The organism is Pseudomonas sp. GV047 (genome assembly GCF_003058245.1).
GTDB classification, from domain to species: Bacteria; Pseudomonadota; Gammaproteobacteria; order Pseudomonadales; family Pseudomonadaceae; genus Aquipseudomonas; species Aquipseudomonas marginalis.
Genome location: NZ_QCWA01000003.1, coordinates 486,307 through 502,612, shown reverse-complemented (window position 1 = coordinate 502,612; position 16,306 = coordinate 486,307). Strand labels below are relative to the sequence as shown.

At 59.9% G+C, this 16,306-nt stretch carries 16 protein-coding genes; 6 read left to right on the top strand and 10 right to left on the bottom strand.

The window, feature by feature from the left end; translation table 11 throughout:
- Positions 1 to 57: 57 nt before the first annotated feature.
- From rimK to C8K58_RS10600, 3 genes are read right to left on the bottom strand one after another with little or no spacing between them, the layout of a single operon-like run.
- The gene (gene rimK, locus C8K58_RS10610; protein ID WP_003171022.1) at positions 58 to 963 is read right to left on the bottom strand and encodes a 30S ribosomal protein S6--L-glutamate ligase; all 906 of its coding nucleotides are present in this window, start codon (positions 961 to 963) and stop codon (positions 58 to 60) included.
- The gene (locus tag C8K58_RS10605) at positions 960 to 1,409 is read right to left on the bottom strand and encodes an ATP-dependent zinc protease (protein ID WP_169899741.1); all 450 of its coding nucleotides are present in this window, start codon (positions 1,407 to 1,409) and stop codon (positions 960 to 962) included. The genes rimK and C8K58_RS10605 overlap by 4 nt, the downstream gene beginning before the upstream one ends.
- 46 nt (positions 1,410 to 1,455) lie before the next feature.
- Positions 1,456 to 2,235 carry an EAL domain-containing protein gene (locus C8K58_RS10600; protein WP_027605150.1) on the bottom strand — a complete coding sequence of 260 codons (780 nt, stop codon included), beginning with the start codon at positions 2,233 to 2,235 and terminating at the stop codon, positions 1,456 to 1,458.
- Between the two features lie 116 nt (positions 2,236 to 2,351).
- Here C8K58_RS10600 and C8K58_RS10595 point away from each other — a divergent pair, with 116 nt between their 5' ends.
- Positions 2,352 to 2,759 carry an RNA-binding S4 domain-containing protein gene (locus C8K58_RS10595; protein ID WP_108573699.1) on the top strand — a complete coding sequence of 136 codons (408 nt, stop codon included), beginning with the start codon at positions 2,352 to 2,354 and terminating at the stop codon, positions 2,757 to 2,759.
- 42 nt (positions 2,760 to 2,801) lie between these two features.
- Here C8K58_RS10595 and C8K58_RS10590 read toward each other — a convergent pair whose 3' ends face one another.
- The gene (locus tag C8K58_RS10590; protein WP_027605148.1) at positions 2,802 to 3,605 is read right to left on the bottom strand and encodes a phosphatase PAP2 family protein; all 804 of its coding nucleotides are present in this window, start codon (positions 3,603 to 3,605) and stop codon (positions 2,802 to 2,804) included.
- A 126-nt stretch (positions 3,606 to 3,731) separates the two neighbouring features.
- Between C8K58_RS10590 and hslO the strand changes: the two genes are divergently transcribed.
- Positions 3,732 to 4,634 (top strand): Hsp33 family molecular chaperone HslO, encoded by a 903-nt coding sequence (hslO, locus tag C8K58_RS10585; protein ID WP_027605147.1) that lies wholly within the window; start codon positions 3,732 to 3,734, stop codon positions 4,632 to 4,634.
- Between the two features lie 179 nt (positions 4,635 to 4,813).
- Positions 4,814 to 6,355, top strand: coding sequence for a phosphoenolpyruvate carboxykinase (locus tag C8K58_RS10580; protein WP_027605146.1), 1,542 nt, complete (start codon positions 4,814 to 4,816; stop codon positions 6,353 to 6,355).
- Between the two features lie 127 nt (positions 6,356 to 6,482).
- Here C8K58_RS10580 and C8K58_RS10575 read toward each other — a convergent pair whose 3' ends face one another.
- The 3 genes from C8K58_RS10575 to C8K58_RS10565 all read right to left on the bottom strand — a co-directional run bounded on the left by C8K58_RS10575 (position 6,483) and on the right by C8K58_RS10565 (position 8,321).
- Positions 6,483 to 6,839: a DUF1493 family protein gene (locus C8K58_RS10575; protein ID WP_027605145.1), complete on the bottom strand. Its 357-nt coding sequence runs from the start codon at positions 6,837 to 6,839 to the stop codon at positions 6,483 to 6,485.
- Positions 6,840 to 7,551: 712 nt separating this feature from the next.
- On the bottom strand, positions 7,552 to 8,151 hold the full coding sequence (locus C8K58_RS10570; RefSeq protein WP_027605144.1) for a putative adenosine monophosphate-protein transferase Fic: 600 nt from the start codon (positions 8,149 to 8,151) through the stop codon (positions 7,552 to 7,554).
- Positions 8,151 to 8,321, bottom strand: coding sequence for a YhfG family protein (locus C8K58_RS10565; protein ID WP_003236014.1), 171 nt, complete (start codon positions 8,319 to 8,321; stop codon positions 8,151 to 8,153). Before C8K58_RS10565 ends, C8K58_RS10570 begins: the two co-directional genes overlap by 1 nt.
- Before the next feature lie 176 nt (positions 8,322 to 8,497).
- Here C8K58_RS10565 and C8K58_RS10560 point away from each other — a divergent pair, with 176 nt between their 5' ends.
- The 3 genes from C8K58_RS10560 to C8K58_RS10550 all read left to right on the top strand — a co-directional run bounded on the left by C8K58_RS10560 (position 8,498) and on the right by C8K58_RS10550 (position 12,291).
- Positions 8,498 to 9,673 carry a tetratricopeptide repeat protein gene (locus C8K58_RS10560; RefSeq protein ID WP_027605143.1) on the top strand — a complete coding sequence of 392 codons (1,176 nt, stop codon included), beginning with the start codon at positions 8,498 to 8,500 and terminating at the stop codon, positions 9,671 to 9,673.
- Positions 9,674 to 9,898: 225 nt separating this feature from the next.
- Positions 9,899 to 11,836 carry an ATP-dependent DNA helicase RecQ gene (locus C8K58_RS10555; RefSeq protein ID WP_108573698.1) on the top strand — a complete coding sequence of 646 codons (1,938 nt, stop codon included), beginning with the start codon at positions 9,899 to 9,901 and terminating at the stop codon, positions 11,834 to 11,836.
- A 23-nt stretch (positions 11,837 to 11,859) separates the two neighbouring features.
- Positions 11,860 to 12,291, top strand: a complete 432-nt coding sequence (locus C8K58_RS10550; RefSeq protein ID WP_108573697.1) for a thioesterase family protein — start codon at positions 11,860 to 11,862, stop codon at positions 12,289 to 12,291.
- 86 nt (positions 12,292 to 12,377) lie between these two features.
- On the opposite strand, the gene C8K58_RS10545 is transcribed toward C8K58_RS10550, so the two are convergent.
- The 3 genes from C8K58_RS10545 to fdhD all read right to left on the bottom strand — a co-directional run bounded on the left by C8K58_RS10545 (position 12,378) and on the right by fdhD (position 16,241).
- Complete coding sequence (locus C8K58_RS10545; RefSeq protein WP_027605140.1) at positions 12,378 to 12,851, bottom strand: glycine zipper domain-containing protein; 474 nt, start codon at positions 12,849 to 12,851, stop codon at positions 12,378 to 12,380.
- 205 nt (positions 12,852 to 13,056) lie between these two features.
- A complete protein-coding gene (locus C8K58_RS10540) occupies positions 13,057 to 15,405 on the bottom strand; it encodes an FdhF/YdeP family oxidoreductase (RefSeq protein ID WP_027605139.1) in 2,349 nt (782 codons plus the stop codon).
- Positions 15,402 to 16,241, bottom strand: a complete 840-nt coding sequence (gene fdhD, locus C8K58_RS10535; RefSeq protein ID WP_108573696.1) for a formate dehydrogenase accessory sulfurtransferase FdhD — start codon at positions 16,239 to 16,241, stop codon at positions 15,402 to 15,404. The genes C8K58_RS10540 and fdhD overlap by 4 nt, the downstream gene beginning before the upstream one ends.
- Between the last annotated feature and the right edge of the window lie 65 nt (positions 16,242 to 16,306).

Here is a 16,306-nt window from a genome sequence, read left to right as displayed (position 1 = left end):
GCGCACAGCTTTTGCCCTTTCTTGCAGCTTATAGCTTGAAGCTGACAGCTCCCGTCTCTAACCCTTGCCCTTGGTCCTGGTCATATTCGGTCCACCATTCTTCTCCAGATGTTGGATGATGATCCCCGCCACATCCTTCCCAGTGGTGGTCTCTATCCCTTCCAGGCCCGGCGACGAGTTCACCTCCATCACCAGTGGCCCATGGTTGGAGCGCAGGATATCCACACCCGCCACTGCCAACCCCATGACCTTGGCCGCCCGCAGCGCGGTCATGCGTTCTTCCGGGGTGATCTTGATCAGGCTGGCGCTGCCGCCACGGTGCAGGTTGGAGCGGAACTCTCCGGGCTTAGCCTGGCGCTTCATGGCTGCGATCACCTTGTCGCCCACCACGAAGCAGCGGATATCCGCACCGCCGGCTTCCTTGATGTACTCCTGGACCATGATGTTCTGCTTGAGGCCCATGAATGCCTCGATCACGGATTCCGCTGCAGTCGCGGTTTCACACAGCACCACACCGATGCCCTGGGTGCCTTCCAGCACCTTGATCACCAGCGGCGCGCCGTTGACCATTTCGATCAGGTCGGGGATGTCGTCGGGGGAGTGGGCAAAGCCGGTGACCGGCAGGCCGATGCCCCGCCGCGAGAGCAGTTGCAACGAGCGTAATTTGTCCCGCGAGCGTGCAATGGCCACGGATTCATTGAGGGGGAAGACCCCCATCATTTCGAACTGGCGCAACACGGCGCAGCCATAGAACGTCACCGAGGCGCCAATCCGCGGGATCACCGCATCAAACCCCTCCAGAGGTTTACCGCGGTAATGGATCTGCGGCTTGTGGCTGGCAATGTTCATATAGGCACGCAGCGTGTCGATCACCACCATTTCGTGGCCACGTTCGGTGCCGGCCTCGACCAGGCGGCGGGTGGAATACAGACGCGGGTTTCGCGACAGCACAGCAATCTTCATGCAGCACCTGGGGCAGAAATAGTAGAGACCGGGAACACCGGCTTGTCTTGAACGTACTTGACGCCGGGATTGACCACCAGGTGGCCGTCAATCAGCGCCTTGGAACCCAGCAACAGGCGGTAACGCATGGCTTTGCGGCAGGCCAGGGTGAACTCCACCCGCCATACCCGATCACCCAGTGCCAGGGTGGTGCTGATCACGTAGCGCACCTGCGCATGGCCATTGGAGCTCTTGATGGTTTTCATCGTCACCAGGGGCGCTTCGCAGCGGCGGTGACGCAGTTGCACAACGCTGCCCAGGTGCGCGGTAAAGCGCACCCACTTCTCACCGTCGCGCTCAAAAGGCTCGATGTCGGTGGCATGCAGGCTGGAGGTGCTGGCACCGGTGTCGATCTTGGCACGCAGGCCTGCCACTCCCAAGTCGGGAAGTGCCACCCACTCACGCAGACCTACAACGGTCAAATGGTCAAATGTCTTCAATATGGGTAACCGGTCAATTCGCCCACGCCTGAGGAGAAACCTCGGCCAGGGCTTTGAATGCAGGCCTGGCGAACCAGTAGCCTTGCATCAGAAATATTCCGCAGTCAGACAGAAAGTCGCGCTCGCCGGCACTTTCGATGCCTTCGGCGATGACAGTAACGTTCAACTGCTCACAGATTGTGACAATCCCCTGGACGATCACCTGGCGGACACGATCCTGGTCGACATCGCGGATCAGCGCCATGTCGAGTTTGATCAAGTCAGGTTGGAAATCGGCCAGCAGATTCAGCCCCGAATAGCCCGCGCCGAAGTCGTCGATGGCGGTCTTGAAGCCGAACTCGCGGTATTCACGCAGAATATTCGTCAAATGGCGATAGTTATCTACATGCTCGCTTTCCAGTGTTTCGAAAATCAGTTGGTTCAGCGGGAAGTTGTGCGCGCGAGCTGCCTCTAGGGTGCTGCGGATGCACAACTCCGGACGGTACACGGCGTTGGGCATGAAGTTGATGGAAAGGTGGGTTTGCATCCCAAGGGCCGCAGCACCGGCGATCGCCTGGGTGCGGCAGCGCTGGTCGAAGCGGTAGCGGTTGCTGTCATTGACCTTCTCCAGTACCGACATCGCCCCTTCGCCCTGTGTACCGCGCACCAAGGCTTCGTGGGCAAAAATCGAATGGTCCCGAAGGTCTACGATAGGCTGGTAGGCGAAAGCAAACTCGAAACCCAGGGGTTCGCTTTGCTGGCAGCCTGCGCAACGCTGTTCAGGCGAGGTGAGTGAAGTGGGAAAGTCGGTCACGGCGTATCCTCGCGAAAACAGGGTGCTACCTGGCGTATCTTAGGTGAGCCTTGAGGTTTATGCGTCGAAGGGTTTCAACGTTACAGTTGCGACATTTGTCAGAGCGAGGAATTCAAGTGGCTCAAAAGCAGGAAGAGGAAGAAAAGGTCCGTCTGGACAAGTGGCTTTGGGCAGCGCGTTTCTTCAAGACACGTGCCTTGGCCAAGGCCGCGATTGAGAGCGGCAAGGTGCATCACCGAGGCGAGCGCTGTAAACCGGGCAAAGAGCCACGTGTCGGTGATGAGCTGCAGATTCGGATAGGTTTTGACGAAAAGACCGTGGTGGTTCAGGTACTTTCCATTGTGCGCCGTGGCGCCCCCGAAGCGCAGGCGCTGTACACCGAAACCGAAGCCAGCATTGCCAGGCGCGAAAATGCGGCGGCCCTGCGCAAGGCGGGCGCCACGGGGATGACCACCGATGGCAAGCCGAGCAAGAAGCAGCGCCGCGACCTGTTCAAGTTTCGCGGCAGTGGCAATGATGACTGATTGCGCAGCGGCCCATTCAAATGCGGGAGGGGGCTTGCAGCGTTAAGGGGAGGTGCGCACGACGCTCAATCCACTGATCACTGGCAGCTTGCCAAGTAACCTGAAGATCGGCGTCGTCACGTGTAACAACGCGGCCGACACCTTCGCTGCAAACGGCGTGTAACAACCCCAGCCCAACGCCAACAGTGCCAGCAGCACCCCGCCGATGTAATCGTCCTGCCCCCAATGCGCGCCCGCTACCAGCCGCGGCATCATGAACAACAGCGCCAGGCCCCAGATCACCAGCACCTGGCCGATGCGCTTGGCGAACACGCTCATGAACATTGCCCAGATCAGCAACACCGAGGCGTGATCCCCCGGAAAGCTTTGGCTTGAGCGGTCCTTCAGCTCCCAGGTCTTCTCCAGCCCCGGGAAATAGTCGCTCATCTGGATCGCCCCGGCGATGACCATCGACGGGCTGCTGTGTTGCCAGCCCATCTGCGCCGCGAGTTTGGAAAACAGCATGCGGATAAACAGCAAGAGCAACAAAATACCGACAAAACCTAACAGGGCCTGGCGTACCTGCGCGGCTTTGAACACCCAGTCGCCGCGAATCAGCAGCATCAGCAGGATCACCCCGACCACCGCATCAAACGGCCGCAGACTGGCCACGGCCCACACATGCAGCCATGTCGCGTTGCTCGCCAGCGGGTCGTTGAGAAGGTGAAACAGCCACTCGTCGAAAATCACACAGAGCATCTGCCCCGTGGGCCATAGCCAAAAACACAGCAGCCCGATAGCGAGTAGATTGCACAGAGCCCATCGCCGGAGGTTCCACTTGGCTTGGAACAAACCCGGATTGTTCATAAACTGTCCCTCTTCGCTCTAAATAAGCTCTCTGTTTCCAGGAGAAAGCCGCACCAAGATGGTGCTAAAGCGTTTAATTTTATAAACCTTGTAACCAATTTGTCATCAATTCAGATACCCAGACCTATGACTGATCTACCGGATACCGACTTCACCCAACGCTTCATCTTCGACGAGAGCGACGCCCGCGGCGAAATGGTTTCGTTGGAGCGCAGCTACGCCGAAGTCCTCGCCAAGCACCCCTATCCGGAGCCGGTCGCACAACTGCTCGGTGAGCTGATGGCCGCTGCTGCGTTGCTGGTGGGCACCATGAAGTTCGACGGTTTGCTGATCCTGCAAGCCCGTTCCGAAGGGCCGATTCCGCTGTTGATGATCGAATGCTCCAGCGAGCGCGAAATCCGAGGCCTGGCCCGTTATGAAGCCGACCAGATTGCCCCGGACGCCAGCCTCGCCGAGCTGATGCCCAACGGCGTCCTGGCGCTCACCGTCGACCCGACCTCAGGCCAGCGTTACCAGGGCATCGTCGACCTCGACGGCAAGACGCTGTCGGAATGCTTCACCAACTATTTCGTGATGTCCCAGCAAGTGGGCACCAAGTTCTGGCTTAACGCCGACGGCAAGCGCGCCCGTGGCATGTTGCTGCAACAACTGCCGGCCGACCGTATCAAGGACGACGAAGATCGCGCTGAAAGCTGGCGGCACTGCATTGCCTTGGCCGATACCCTGAAAGCCGAAGAACTGCTGGGTCTGGACAACGAAACCATCCTGCACCGCCTGTACCACGAAGACCCCGTGCGCCTGTTCGACGCGCAGACGCTGCACTTCCACTGCAGCTGCTCCCGCGAGCGTTCGGGCAACGCCCTGGTCAGCCTGGGCCTGGAAGATGCGCAGAACCTGGTGGTGGAACACGGTGGCAATATCGAGATCGACTGCCAGTTCTGCAACGAGCGCTACCTGTTCGACGCTGCCGATGTAGCGCAATTGTTCGCGGGCGCAGGCATCGACACGCCTTCCGACACCCGCCACTAAAACGTTTAAGCACAGGTAAATCACCTGTCAAATGCCGGATTAGAGGCGTTCTGACGGGAGGGCCCTACTCTTTTTGGGCTTTTCTGGCATAATCCGGCCCACTTTTTTCGCGGTAGTAGTGCGCAACTTTCTACTACAAAACGTTTGGAGCACTCGGCCACAGGCCGACGGGGAACCTCATGACGCAAGCCAATAACGCCGTATACACCGATCTGAGTGTTGACGATCTGGTCAAAGAAGCCCTGCAGCGCGGTGAAGGCGTGCTTGCCGATACCGGCGCGCTGGTCGTGGAAACCGGTCACCGTACCGGCCGTTCGCCAGTCGACCGTTTCATCGTTGAAGAGCCTTCCACCCAGGATTCCATCGCCTGGGGCCCGATCAACCGCAAGTTCCCGGCCGACAAGTTCGATGCCCTGTGGGCCCGCGTCGAGGCGTTCAACAACGCGCAAGAGCATTTCGTTTCCCACGTTCACGTAGGGGCTGCCGAAGACCACTACCTGGCCGTGAAAATGACCACCCAGACTGCCTGGCAGAACCTGTTCGGTCGTTGCCTGTTCATCAACCCGGCCCAGTACAACCCGGCCGGTCGTGACGAGTGGCAAGTGCTCAACGTGGCCAACTTCGAGTGCGTGCCAGAGCGTGACGGCACCAACTCCGATGGTTGCGTGATCCTCAACTTCGCCCAGAAAAAAGTGCTGATCGCCGGCATGCGCTACGCCGGTGAAATGAAGAAAGCCATGTTCTCGGTGCAGAACTACCTGCTGCCGGCTTCCGACGTACTGCCGATGCACTGCGCCGCCAACATTGGCGAAGCAGGCGACGTGACCCTGTTCTTCGGTCTGTCGGGTACCGGCAAGACCACCCTGTCCGCCGACGAAAGCCGCTACCTGATCGGTGACGACGAACACGGCTGGGGCGAAGGCGTGGTGTTCAACATCGAAGGCGGTTGCTATGCCAAGTGCATCGACCTGTCCGAGAAGAACGAGCCGGTTATCTGGAAAGCCATCAAGCACGGCGCCGTGCTGGAAAACGTCGTGATCGACGAGGCCAAGCACGCCGACTATGCCGATGTCAGCCTGACCCAGAACAGCCGCGCCGCCTACCCGCTGGAGCACGTTGCCAAGCGTTCCGAGAAGAACCTGGGCGGCGAGCCAAACGCGGTGATCTTCCTGACCTGCGACCTGACCGGCGTACTGCCGCCCGTGTCCATCCTCAGCGAAGAACAAGCGGCCTACCACTTCCTGTCCGGCTACACCGCGCTGGTGGGCTCGACCGAAATGGGTTCGGGCAGCGGCATCAAGTCGACCTTCTCCACCTGCTTTGGCGCGCCGTTCTTCCCACGCCCGGCCGGCGAATACGCAGAGCTGCTGATCAAGCGCATCCGCGGCTTCGGCTCCAAGGTCTACCTGGTCAACACCGGCTGGACCGGCGGCGGCTACGGCGTTGGTAAGCGCTTCAACATCCCGACCACGCGCGGCGTGATCGCAGCGATCCAGAGCGGCGCTCTGATCGGTGCTGAAACCGAACACCTCGACACCATCAACCTCGACGTGCCATTGGCCGTACCGGGCGTTGAGACCGGCCTGTTGAACCCACGTAACACCTGGGCAGACAAGGCGGCTTACGATGAAGCAGCGAAGGCGCTGGCTGGTCTGTTCATCGAGAACTTCAAGAAGTTTGAAGTGAGTGATGCGATCAAGGCTGCGGGTCCGAAGTTGTAAGACTCGGTCGCTGTTAAAAAGCCGCCCCTGGTGGGCGGCTTTTTTGTGCGCGAAGGGTTAGTCGACGATAGGCAGAATCATTGCCCCTCCACCTTTGAGTTGCGGTGTGCCTGGAGCTGATCTTCGTTCAGCTCAGGTTTTCCAGTGTCTGGGTGTCCCAGCTGTGGGTCTTGATGGCCAGGTAGAGCATGCCGATGGTCAGCGGCACCTTGTCGCCATGCCCCTTGCCCCGACGCTTGAGGAACACGTCAAAGACCGGTGGGTTGAAGTAACGATAAGTGTCGTAGTCGCCGAGGTCGAGGGCGAACTCCTGCTCCAGCGCTTCCATGAGTTGCTTGGCTTCACTGCCGTCACAGCCCAGGTCGAAATTGAGTGAAGTTTGCAGGCGGATGGTCTTGTGTTTCGGCAGGCCGATTTCTTCGTGCAGCAGTTGCAGGAGTTGCTGCATCACGGGGTCTTCGGGGAAGTTGGGGGCGAGGTTCATGGTGGGGGCACGCAGGAGTGGATGAAGGGGCTGGTTGCGTTGGAGGCGGTATTTGTTTCGAGTGATGAAGAGCGCCAAGCCTATCAAGAATACAAAGACAGGTAGGAGGGGCATTCTGAGGATCACCGCTACATAGGGTAGTAGGACCGTCAAAATAAGGCCTGTTGTAAGAAATGTGACTGCGAAGTGCTTTCTGAGCATTGGGTCTGTGATTTGGTAGTGCAGCACCAAATAGATAATGAGAAAGGAAGCGGATTGAAGATAAAGGGCCATGTCACTAAGACTCGTCCGAGTAGACATGCATTGAGAGTGTTGACCGCGCCACCGTTTTTGCTTCAAGCAGGCATAGATTGGCCAAAGCATGCCGATTGTCAGGCACAACAGTGAAGCGATTCACTGTGAAGATGACGCCATAGTGGCCGATGTGTTGAGCCCTTTCGATGTTCACAGGTTTCTGCCGAGAAAGTTGAGACCGCGCTATTTTCATTCAGCTACGGGTAACTTCTGTAGAGGGGCAAGCGGGTGTTTGGAGCAGTTTGGGAAGGGGATGTCGCGGTGTTTGGAGGTTTCCTACAACGGTTTCCGGCATTTGTGGCTTGGCAGTGCTTGTAGGAGCGAGATTGCTCGCGAAAAACTCAAGGACGCCGTGTTTTTTCTGGTCCATCGCCTCGCCGTTGATCAAGATCATTTCCACGCAGAGCGTGAGGAACGATCACTGCCCTGCAGGCCTGCTGACACACCGCTCAAAAATCGCCACCAACCCCCGATAATCACACGCCACCGCATCGATATTCGCCGGTATCCATGCCGCGTGTTTCACCAGCCACCAGTTCACTGAAAACCCCGCGTTGACGATGATCTGTTCGAACAAAATCCGCTGCGCCCGGCCATTGCCCTCGCGGAAGGGGTGGATGACGTTGAGGTCGCCATAGGCTTCGGCAATCCTGCTTATCAACTCGGTTTGGCTGGCACCGACAAACCAGTTTGCTTCTTCCATCTGCCGGATGATCTTCGCGGCTTCCGGGGGGATGCGCTCCGGGGTGCAGAACAGGGTGTCGCCTTTCTGGATGTTCACGCTGCGCAACTCACCGGCCCAGTCGTAGATGTCACCGAACAGCGTGCGGTGGATGTGTTGCAGACGGTCGAGGTCGTAGGGCGGGGGGAAGAGAGGGAGGTTGCCTACGGCGATTTCGGATAATTCCCGCTCGGCCTGGTGCAGGCGGGCTTCGTCGAGCAAATCGAGGCGGTTGCGCAGGACGCTGCTACCGGGATAGCAGTACGGATCCTGGCCCACCCCGTATTTGTCGAGCATCAGCGTGGGGTGTTGCGGTACTTGGCAAGGACGGCTTCGCGGGTCGGCAGGGGTTTGTCGACGTCGGCCGGCTGGGTGTCGAACCCTTCCAGGCGCAGGCTGGCCAGGTAATTGGAACGGCGGATCTTGTGGTAATGATCCTGTTTTTGCTCAAACGTCAGTTCGCTCATCGCAGCGTACTCCTGGGTAGCAAGGTTTGATTGTAGCGCAATGCTTCAATGGACAGGCGGGATAAAAACCACGTCACATTTTGTATAAAAAGTCCGCCGACACCCGGAATTCAGCGTATGTTTCACCGCAAAATCTTGCAGGGCGATTTCCGCCCGCGACTTAAAGGGAGTTAGGCATGGGTTTGCTTCGTGTTGCTTCGGCGATGTCATTGTGTGCGGTGGCTTTTTCGGTCCAGGCCGGGCAGTTGCCGATCGAAGTGCTCAGTGCGGTGGTCAAGGACCAGAAAATCGCCGATGCCGAAGTGCTGCTGCAACGTAACGGCGCACAGAACGTGGTGGGCCGCACCAACGCCCAGGGCCAAGTGACGCTGACCAGTGAGGCCGCCGATGATGGGAGCAACCTGCTGATCATCAAGAAGCCTGGCTACTCCAACCTGGTGGTGAAGTGCCCCTGCGCGGGCATGACCTACGCCATCAGCCCGGTGATGGAAAACCTCGATGGCCTGCGTGTGGTGCTGACTTGGGGCAAGACGCCGAGTGACCTCGACTCCCACATGATTTTCCCCGGCAATAACATCTACTTCGAGAACCAGAAGGGTACCGATGCCGAGTTGGATGTGGATGACACCGACAGCTACGGCCCGGAAACCATCACCCTGCAGAAAAAACACTACGGCGAAAGCTATGTTTATGCCGTGCATGACTACAGCAATGGCGGCAACCCAGGCTCGCGCCAGTTATCCGACAGCGAAGCCAAGGTGTTCGTGTACATGGGCCAATCGCTGGTGCGTACCTACTACGTGCCCAAGAACCGCAGCGGCAACCTGTGGACGGTGTTCCGCATGACCGGCAGCGGCGACTTCCAGGACATCAACACTTTCAGTGGCGTGACCGTGAATGCGGCGAATGTGCTGAACGAAGTCAAACCGCTGCTGGATGACAGCGTGGCGGTCACCGCCGTCACCGTCAGTTCTTCCGTACAAACAGATGCGAAGCGTCTGAACCTGCAGGGTGAAGCGGCCTACCAGGCCGGCAAGCTGGACCAGGCCATCGACCTGTTCCGCCAGGCTATCGAGCTGGACAATGGCTTCGGCAAGGCCTACGGCAACCTCGGCCTGGCGTATCAGAAAGCCGGCAACACTGCCGAGTCGATCTGGGCCAATCGCAAGGCTATCGCCCTCGCCACCGGTGCCAATGCTGCCACCGTACGTGCAGGTGCCTACTACAACATTGCGCGGATCTACGAAGCGGCGGGGCAGTTCCCGGATGCATTGCGTCACTATCAACTGGCCAAGGAACAGAAGGCCAACCCGGTGTATGACACGGCGATTGAGCGGGTGCAGAACCGCTGATTCAGCTGTAGCGCAGGCTGAAATGTGGGAGGGGGGCAATCCCCCTCCCACATTTGGTTTGTGGTGTTCCTACAGCCACAGTCGAACTTGTCAAATTTGGCCCAAGGCCATTGCTGCACCCTGTGTATCATCCTGTCTCTTTTTTCCATGCGACCTTTCTCGATTCGCTGAGCTTACTGGGCTACGTTTTTAAGCCACCTTCAGCGGTCAATGGAGTGACAGCCTATGCACGACACCCTCCAGCAGGTCTTTGGTTATCCACAGTTTCGTCCGGGCCAGGAAGAAACGGTCAGCGCCGTACTGGCAGGTCGTTCGGCTGCGGCCATTTTTCCTACGGGATCGGGCAAGTCCCTGTGTTACCAACTGTCGGCGGTGTTGCTGCCACACCTGACGCTGGTGGTGTCGCCGTTGTTGGCGTTGATGCAGGACCAGTTGGGCTTCCTGCAACGCCACGGTATTTCGGCGGGCAGTATCGATTCGGCGCAAAGCCGCGAGGACGCCAATGACGTGATGGCACGCGCGCGGTCGGGCGAGCTGAAAATCCTGATGATTTCCGTGGAGCGCTTGAAGAACGAGCGTTTTCGCCACTTCCTGCAAAGTGTGCAGATCTCGCTGCTGGTGGTGGATGAGGCGCACTGTATTTCCGAGTGGGGCCACAACTTCCGCCCGGATTATTTGAAGCTGCCGGACTACCAGCGCCAGTTCAAGATCCCGCAAGCGCTGCTGCTGACGGCTACGGCCACGCCCAAGGTGATTGCCGACATGCAGGCCAAGTTCGCCATTGCGCCGGACGACGTGGTCACCACGGGCTTCTACCGGCCCAACCTCAACCTGTTGGTGGAGCCGGTCGCTGGTGCGGACAAGCGTCGTCGCCTGGTGCAGTGGATGAGCGCGCGGGCCAACCAGCCCAGCATCGTCTACGTCACCTTGCAGAAAACCGCCGAGCAGATTGCCGAGCACCTGAACCGCAACGGTATCCAGGCCGAGGCGTATCACGCCGGCTTGCCCCACGACAGGCGTGAAGGCATCCAGCAGCGCTTCATGGGCGGGCGCTCCAATTGCATCGTCGCTACCATCGCGTTTGGCATGGGCATCGACAAGAGCGATATCCGCAATGTGGTGCATTTTGACCTGCCCAAATCCATCGAGAACTACAGCCAGGAAATCGGCCGTGCGGGGCGTGATGGGCAGCCCTCGGACTGCCTGGTGCTGGCCAACCGCGACAGCCTCAATGTGCTGGAAAACTTCGTGTATGGCGATACGCCGGAGCAGGACGGTATTCGGCGGGTGCTGGAAGAGTTGCAGGCCGCGCGCAGTGAAGGGCAGTGGGAGTTCCTGCTGAGGTCGCTGTCGGACCACAGCAACATCCGCGAACTGCCACTGAAGACACTGTTGGTGCAATTGGAGCTCAAGGGCGTGATCGCGCCGCGCTACGCGTTTTATGCCGAATACCGCTTCAAGTACCTGGTCGAGCCCGAGGCTCTGCTGACGCGTTTTTCCGGCGAGCGCCAGCAGTTTGTCGCGGCGATCATCCAGGTGTGCAAGCGTGCGAAAACCTGGGCGACCGTGGATTTCGATGCGCTTTACCAGCAACACAATGCCGAACGCAGTCGGGTGGTGAAGGCCTTGGATTACTTCCAGGAACAAGGCCTGATCGAGTTGGAAAGCAAGCAGATGACGGAGGTCTACAGCCTGCTGGATACCGAGTTTGATCCACAGGTGTTGAGCGCCGAGTTATACATAGGCTTCAAGCAGCACGAGGTGACGGAAGTGGCGCGGATTCACGCCATGCTCGATCTGTTCGCCACCGAACATTGCCTGGGGCAGCGCCTGGCGCGTTACTTTGGTGATGAAAATGCACCGCAGCGCTGCGGGCACTGCTCCGTGTGCCACGGTCACGTCGCGCATTTGCCGGCGCCGCCGAGCCTGCCGCCACTTGTGGATAAAAACTTCATGGGGCTGTGCGGTGATTTTATCCACAGGCATCATGAGCACACCGGACAGTTGCCGGGCGCTGAGCGGCTGACACGGTTCCTGGGGGGTATCAGCGTGCCGTTGTTTACCAAGTTGAAGGCGCGGGGCATTCCCGGTTTCGCAGCGCTGGAAGACTACCCCTACGCCGACGTGCGTGAGTGGGCCCAGGCCCACTTGAGTGACCTGTAACCCTACTTTCATGAGACGTGCCCATGCCTGACTCGATGCCGCAACGCGCCGATTACCGTCACTTCCAGCCGATCATCACGCGTTGGCACGACAACGATGTGTACGGCCATGTGAACAATGTCACCTACTACAGCTTCTTCGACACGGCGGTGAATACCTACCTGATCGAACAGGGTGGGTTGGATATTCATGACGGTGAGGTGGTGGGGTTTGTGGTGAGTTCGGCGTGCGATTACTTCGCGTCGATTGCTTTTCCCGACCGCCTGGACATCGGCCTGCGGGTGGGCAAGCTGGGCAACAGCTCCGTGCAGTACGAGTTGGCGGTGTTCAAGGCAGGCGAAGAGGAGGCCTGTGCGGCGGGGCGCTTTGTGCATGTGTTCGTGGATCGGGGGACGAACCAGCCGGTGACGATTCCGAGTGTGTTGCGCGAGGCGTTGCAGCGGTTGGTGGTCTGAATCGATCCAACAAACACTGTAGAAGCCAAAAAATGTGGGAGGGAGAAAGCCCCCTCCCACATTGGTTTTACAGTGTTCTTTAGCGCTTAGCGGTGACGGTAGTGATGCTTGTTCTTGCGATGCCCGTAGGCGTGGCCGCGGCCGCGATGGTCGTCGCGGTCATAACGGCGGCTATCACGACTACGACGATCATCGTCATCGCTCTTGTTGCCCATGTAGTTGCCCAGCGCACCGCCCGCGCCACCGCCGGCCGCTGAACCGATCAGTGCCCCGGTGCTGCCGCCGACACTGCGGCCCACCACGTTGCCGCCGGCTGCGCCCAGTGCGCCGCCAATGGCTGCTTCGCCGCGGCTGCGCTTGTCGGCGCCGACCGCACTACCGCCTGCGCCGCCCAGGGCCGCGCCGATGGTCGAACCGGTGTTGCCGCCCAACTGCTGGCCGACAACCGAGCCTAGAACCCCGCCCAATGCGCCGCCCACACCGGCTTCGGTGGTGCCACCGGCCATGGCTGCGCCACTGACCAGGCCAAGGGACAACAAGAGAATCGAGGAGAACTTCATAGAGAGACCTCAAGAGGATGACGGCGCGATCCTGAGGCTGTATTGACATGGTTACAATAGAAATCCGACCAGTAACACGAGTTGTACACAATTCTCTAAGTTACTGTTTTAGCTCGGGAACTTAAGTAGTTTTTGCGAGTCTTTAGCTACTTCGGAGCGGCCGCTTTTATGCAAAAGCGGCCTTTTTTGTGCCCGAAATGATCAGTCAGGCCGAACGCGCCATGATCAGCCCATTGTCACTGGCAGCTTCCAAACGTATCGCCACGAACTTCGACGTCGGTGTATGGCTGCCATCCCCGGTGCTTTCCAGCGGCACCAACGGGTTCACTTCCGGGTAGTAAGCCGCAGCCTGCCCCGCCGGAATATCAAACGCCAGCAAGGTGAAGCCCTTCACACGACGCTCGCGGCCGTCTTCCCACAACGACACGATGTCGGCTTTCTGCCCCGGCTTGAAGCCGAGGCGGATGATGTCGGCTTCGTTGACGAACAGCACGTCACGCTGGCCTTTGACCCCGCGATAGCGGTCGTCCAGGCCATAAATGGTGGTGTTGTACTGATCGTGGGAGCGCATCGATTGCATGATCAGGTCCGGCACGTGGCCCGTGGCGTGGGTGCGCTCGTGGATCAGGTCCTTGGGCAGGATGTTCGGGCGGAAGTTGGCACGGCCCGAAGGCGTGTTCCAGCGCCGGGCACCTGCGGAGTTGCCCAGGTAGAAACCACCGGGGTGTTTCAGGCGTTCGTTGAAGTCCTTGAAGCCTGGGATGGTATCGGCGATCAGGTCGCGGATGCGGCTGTAGTCGGCCACCAACCAGTTCCAGTCCACCGGTTTGCTGCCCAGGGTCGCGGCGGCGATGCCGGCGAGGATGGCCGGTTCTGATTTCATCAACTTCGACAGCGGCTGCAGTTGGCCGTTGGAGTCATGGACCATGCTGAACGAGTCTTCCACCGTCACCGCTTGCGGACCTTCGGCCTGGATGTCGATGTCGGTGCGGCCCAGGCACGGCAGGATCAGCGCGTCTTTGCCGTGCATCAGGTGGCTGCGGTTGAGCTTGGTGCTGATCTGCACGGTCAGGTCGCAATTGCGCAGTGCTTCGAAGGTGCGCGGGCTGTCCGGGGTGGCTTGGGCGAAGTTGCCCCCCAGGCCGATAAACACCTTGGAGCGACCTTCAAGCATGGCGTGGATTGCTTCCACCACGTTGTGCCCGTTGGTGCGCGGCACCTGGAACTGGAAGCGCCGCTCCAGGGCGTCGAGGAACGCCACCGGTGGGCGTTCGTTGATGCCCATGGTGCGGTCGCCCTGCACGTTGCTGTGGCCACGCACCGGGCACAGGCCGGCGCCGGGGCGGCCGATGTTGCCGCGCAGCAGCATCAGGTTGGCGATTTCCTGGATGGTCGGCACCGAGTGGCGGTGCTGGGTGATACCCATCGCCCAGCACATGATCACGTTCTTGCCCTTGGCGTACATGCGCGCCGCTTGCTCGATCTCGACCAGGGTCAGGCCGGACTGTTCGACGATTTCATCCCAGGAGGTGTCGTCGATCTGGCCCAGGTAATCCAGCACGTTGGCCGTGTGTTCATTGAGAAAGTCGTGATCGAACACGGCTTCCTTGCCTTCGGCCTGAGCCTGGCGCTCCCACAGCAGCAGGAACTTGGCCATGCCGCGCAGGATGGCCATGTCGCCACCCAGGGCCGGGCGGAAGTACGCGGTGTTGGTCGGCTTGTCGCCGTTGGTGAGCATTTCCAGCGGATGCTGCGGATGCTGGAAGCGCTCCAGGCCGCGCTCCTTGAGGGGGTTGATGCACACCACCTGGGCACCGCGTTTGACCGCTTCACGCAGCGGTTCGAGCATGCGCGGGTGGTTGGTGCCGGGGTTCTGGCCCCAGACGAATATCGCATCGGCATGTTCGAAGTCATCAAAAGTCACGGTGCCTTTGCCGACCCCCACGCTCTGGGCCAGGGCCACGCCGCTGGCCTCGTGGCACATGTTCGAGCAATCCGGGAAGTTGTTGGTGCCGTAGGCGCGCACAAACAGCTGGTACAGGTACGCCGCTTCGTTACTGGCACGGCCCGAGGTGTAGAACTCGGCCATGTCCGGGCTGGGCAGGGCGTTGAGGTGCTTGCCGACCAGGTCGAAGGCCGCTTCCCAACTGATGGGGGTGTAGCGGTCGGTTTCGGCGTCGTAGCGCATCGGCTCGGTCAGGCGGCCCTGGTACTCGAGCCAATAGTCGCTTTGCTCCAGCAGCGCGGTGACGCTGTGCTTGGCGAAAAACGCTGCGTCAACGCGGCGCTTGGTGGCTTCCCAGTTGACCGCCTTGGCGCCGTTCTCGCAGAACTTGACCATGCCGCTTTCCGGCGAGTCGCCCCAGGCGCAGCCCGGGCAGTCGAAGCCGCCGTTCTGGTTGGTCTTGAGCATCATGCGCAGGTTTTTCAGCGCGTTGTCGCTGGTCAGCCACGCCTGTGCCACGCTGATCAGCGCGCCCCAGCCGCCAGCCGGGCCCTTGTAAGGCTTGTAGCGCGGGGTTGGGGTTTGGTCGGCTTGATGATGATTGCTCACGGCTGGTTCTCCATCGCAGGGCTGTAGACCCGCGGCGCACTTTTCTGCGGCAGGTGGATGAGATTGAGGTGATGCCGGCGGGCCCATTGCAGGGCCAGGCCGGTGGGCGACGACAGGCTGACCAGGGTCTGGATGCCCGCGCGCAGGACTTTCTGGATCAATTCGAGGCTGCAACGGCTGGTGACAATCGCCAGCCCTCCGTCGGTGGGGACCCGTTGGCGGATCAGCGCACCGATCAACTTGTCGAGGGCGTTGTGCCGGCCGATGTCTTCACGGCCCATCAGCAATTCGCCCTGGTTATCCATGAACACGGCCGCATGCACAGCGCCGCTGTACTGGCCCAAAGGCTGGAACGCACTGATGCGCTGGCGCAGGCCGTCGAGCCATTCGGCAGGCGGCAAGGGCGCGCCGGGCAGCACTTGAAGGTCCGGCAGGGCCTGTTCCACCGCTTCCACTCCGCACAGGCCGCAGCCGCTGGTGCCTGCCAGCTGGCGGCGCTGCTGCTTGAGGTTCCAGAACGCACGGCTGGAGATCTGCACCTGAGCGTATTGGGCCGAACCCGAACCGCTAAGTTTCAGATCATAAATATCGCTGACGTCGGCGATAATGCCGCTGCCGATGCTGAACCCGACAATAAAGTCTTCCAGGTCCGTGGGCGTGACCAGCATGACGGCCTGGCTGATGTCGTTATAGGCAATCGCCAACGCCACTTCTTCCGCCAAGGCGGTGCTGGCGACTTCAGTGTGCTCGAGGTTGCAAAACTGGTAGCTCTGGCTGGCGACGGGCGCGGACGTTTCCGGAGCAGGCGCCGCGCAGACTGGGCGCTTGGCGTTCATGGGGCAGTACCACCGGCGGATTGATCAGTGTTTAGACTAGGCGCGACAAAGCGTCGCGTCTAATT